At 58.8% G+C, this 3593-nt stretch carries 4 protein-coding genes and 1 pseudogene; all 5 read right to left on the bottom strand.

Annotated features, from left to right (window positions below):
• A pseudogene (locus tag ACTTKG_RS09855) lies at positions 1-1848 on the bottom strand (hypothetical protein); the annotation flags it as partial.
• Positions 1848-2174 (bottom strand): hypothetical protein, encoded by a 327-nt coding sequence (locus ACTTKG_RS09850; RefSeq protein ID WP_442674027.1) that lies wholly within the window; start codon positions 2172-2174, stop codon positions 1848-1850. The pseudogene ACTTKG_RS09855 and the gene ACTTKG_RS09850, both read right to left, overlap by 1 nt.
• A gap of 11 nt (positions 2175-2185) precedes the next feature.
• On the bottom strand, positions 2186-2551 hold the full coding sequence (locus tag ACTTKG_RS09845; protein WP_442674026.1) for a hypothetical protein: 366 nt from the start codon (positions 2549-2551) through the stop codon (positions 2186-2188).
• An 83-nt stretch (positions 2552-2634) separates the two neighbouring features.
• Positions 2635-3138: a phage tail tube protein gene (locus ACTTKG_RS09840; protein WP_442674025.1), complete on the bottom strand. Its 504-nt coding sequence runs from the start codon at positions 3136-3138 to the stop codon at positions 2635-2637.
• A gap of 3 nt (positions 3139-3141) precedes the next feature.
• The gene (gene gp17 / locus ACTTKG_RS09835) at positions 3142-3546 is read right to left on the bottom strand and encodes a tail completion protein gp17 (RefSeq protein ID WP_442674024.1); all 405 of its coding nucleotides are present in this window, start codon (positions 3544-3546) and stop codon (positions 3142-3144) included.
• Between the last annotated feature and the right edge of the window lie 47 nt (positions 3547-3593).

The following is a 3593-nucleotide window of genomic DNA, read 5'->3' as shown; positions in this document are numbered from 1 at the left end:
ATCGTTCAGTTTCTCTTTTGTTGCGGCATCCGTCACCAATTCCTTATTATCTGCATCTGCGCCATAGGTGTTTGTATATTCCTTTTCCACACTGGATGCGGTATGTGCATATCTGTAAAACTCGCCATTTTCTTCCACGTATCTCTTGCCGTCTATATCATAGGTGCGATTTTTTCTCTCCGCATCCTGCGCACGGCCGTACTCGCTGAGCTTGTAAATCGCGTAGCCCGTCGCCGCTGCGACGCCGAGCCAGCCGCCCATCAGCGCCCATACGGCGCGTGTCAAAGAACCGACCGCCGTCGTTGCCGTCGCCATCGCGCCGACGGTCTTCGTTCCTGCTGTGACGGCGGCATTTCCCGTCGCTGTCGTGGCGACAGTCTGCGCGTTCGCTGCCGTCGTTGCACCCGCTGTGGCGATCGCCGTCTCTGTCTTTGCCGCCACATTCTTTTCGCCGGCTATGACGGCGGCATTGCCCGTCGCCGTCGTCGCCAGGGCAAGCTCTCTCTCTACGCCCGCCGCGACTTGCCCTGATCGCGCCGCGCCCGTATGCGCCCCCGTCATACTTGCGCCCGCCTCAGCCGCCGCGACGGCGGTGCCGTTCAAGGCCACGGTCGTCTCTCCCGCCGCCACGACCGCCGCCTGCGCCTGTGCGGCGAAAGCTGCCCTCATGCCTGCGGCGATTCTTTCGGCGGTTTCGGCGGTCTTGATTTCGATCTTCGTACATTCTGCAACAATACGCGCCGTCGTTTCTTCTGCCGACAGATTCGCTTTCATTGCCGCTCTTACGGCGGCGTCCTGCTGCCGCTGCGCCATGCGCTCCACGGCGGCGATGCGCCGCGCGATTTGACGCTCATGCGCCGCCGTGACTTCCGTCTGCGATGCCGTCTGCGATGCCGCACTTGCAAGCGCTGCCTGCTGCGATTGCAGCCAGAAGGTGTGAACCGTGCGCAATGCGCCGCTTGCAAACTTGATCCCTTTATAAGCGGCGACGAACTTGACGACAGCCGCCGTGACTTCGCGGACTTCTTTCTTGTTCTTGGCAAGCCATGTCGCCGAATCCGTCAAGCCTTCAATGACGACGGGAAAGACGCTCTCTGCCACGGGCGCAAGCGCTGACGTGAAGGCAAGCTGCACCTGCTGCGATTCCATCTGCATGACCTTCATGTCGAGCGCCAGTTCGTGCATTTCCTTCGCGTCGAGACCGATGCCCTTGACACGCGCCGCCGTCTCAGCCGCTTCCGTGTACTGTTCAAGCGTCTGCGCGAGCGCAAGCCCCTTCGTGCCGAGCGTCGTCATGAGGAATTCCTGCTGCACGCCCGCATCTTTTGCGAGTTTATAGCCCTTGGCGAGGTTTTCCAACTGCTCGTTGAGCGGCAGGAGCTTGCCGCCCGCGTCCGTCAAGCTCACGCCGAAGAGGTCGAGCGTGCGACGCGCCTTCTCTCCTGCCTCGCTGTCGGAAAAGAGCGACTTGTCGAGACGCATGACGGCGGAGCCGAAGGAATCCACGTCGCCACCCGTAATCTTCAGGATGCGCGAGAGATTTCCCGCTTCCGCCGTCGTCACGTTCAGGCGGTTGGACAGCTTGTAGATGTTGTCTCCCGCCTGCACCGCGCCGTCGATGATGCTCGCAAGGCCGAAAGCACCGGCGGCGACGGTCGCCATGCTCTGGAATTTGCCGATGAGGTTGCCCGTTTCCTTCGATACGCCGGCGAGAGCGGCAGTCGCGGATTCCATCGGTTTGGTATTGAGCGCTGTCTGCATAGCACGCTGCGTCTCGTTCAGTTCTTTCTTCAGTTCGGATGAATCCGCGCCGATCTTGATTTTCAGCTCGCTGATGCTCTTTGCCATTACTCCACCGCCTCATGTAAACCAAATTCCCGCTTCAAGTAGTCCTCATCCGCCTTGCGCTGCTCTTCTCGCCGCCGCGCCTCTTTCTCGCGCTCTTCCGGGTAGAGCGGCGCGAGGATATCAATCGTCGATACAGGCTTTGTGCACTGCACGCTGACGAGGCACGAAACGAAGTAGGCACGCTTCCAGTCCTGCCGCTTTTCTTCTGCTTCGCGGCTTTCCAATAGCAGATAGAACTCGCGCACTTGCAAGGATTCATAGGCTTCGGGCGTAAGACGGAGCATGCCGTATGCAATAGGCTCTGTAGCTTCTACCCATGCCGCCATAGATGCAACTTCTACTTCTTTTTGGGCTTCACTTCCTCTGTCGGCGTTTCGTCGTTTTTTCCGCGCGTAAAGATCCCCGTCGCGAACACCGTCTGAATGAGCGCCTGATTGATGTCGTCGATTGTGCCGCCCGCCGCGCAATGCTCCTCAATGATGCCGATGATTTCGGCGTCCTCTGCGGGCGCAGGAAGCGCCCAGCGCAAGGCGGCGACGGTGTACTGCAAGTCCAGTGAGCGCAGGCTGCCGCGCCCCATCTCGGCGATCACGGAAAAGAGCGATTTGCCAATCTCCTGCTCAAGAGCCATCATGTCGCGAATCGTCAGGCAAAGCGTGAGCAGCCTGCCATCTGCCGTCTTGAATGTCGTTTGTTTCTTCATGCGGTGAATCCCCTTTCGTCAAAAGCAAAAGCCATATTCACAAGCGCCTGCGAATATGGCTTTCTCCCTCTCATCCTCTTCCATCAAGGCGAACTTTGCGAGCCGCCCGAGCTGCTCGACGGCGTACCGCTCGCTTTCGTGACCTCGCTGATCGGACCGTTGCCGTCAAGTGTGCCGGAGAGCGTCGCCGCGCCGTCATGCGGCACGTCTTTCGAAAACTCCGTGACCGCCGCCCAACCGCGCTGATAGCTCTTGTCCGGGTACTGCAGCTTGACGTCAACCGTCTTGCCCGCGCGAAACGCGACTTCGAGCGCTTCGACGCCCGCATCATTGAGCATGACAAGCCCTGAAAGGTCGATGCTCCAAGACTTCATGCCCGCGAGTTTCGAACTCCATCCGTCCGTTGCCTTGTCCGAGACATCAATGGAATCCGCTTTCTCCGTCAGCTTGCTGTTCCTCTGCCCGCCGACGACCGTCCAGACAGGCACGGCGAACGTGCCTGTGTTAATCATGAGCAGGTAGTCCTTACCCACCGTCGCCGTCGAGATGTTCGGATTGACGGGCAAATTCTCCGGTTTGATTGGCATTTCTTATCCCTCCATATCTTGTATTTGTACTTCAAGGCGCAAAGTTGCGCCATAGCCTCTGATTTCCCGTTGATTCGTGCGAATCTCCGTGATTTCCTGATCGACGACGGCAAATCCCACCGCCTGCATATCAAGCCGCGCCGCCGTGAGCACCGTCGCCACATTGTCTAAGATGCCATTGACCTCTGTACGGCTGTTCGCGCCGCTGTAGATTTCCAGATCCATCTCCGCCGTGTAAAGTGTAGCGCCCTTGGCATCGTCGGGTGATACGCTGATTTCACCGAAGGCAATGAGCGGCAGTTTCGCCTTGTCGTCTATATGTTCATGAATTGGCGTCGTCTGGCACGCGGTCAAGAGATCGCGCACAGCTTTCTGTAATGCCTGCAAAGGCAGACGCTTCTTCCTCACGGGTCAATCGCCTCCTTGAGCGCCTTGACGACTTTCGGCTCTACCTC

It is taken from the genome of Selenomonas sp. (genome assembly GCF_052169755.1).
GTDB lineage: Bacteria > Bacillota > Negativicutes > Selenomonadales > Selenomonadaceae > Selenomonas.
The sequence above is the reverse complement of the archived record's forward strand: the minus strand, read 5'-3'. Positions and strand labels throughout refer to the sequence as shown.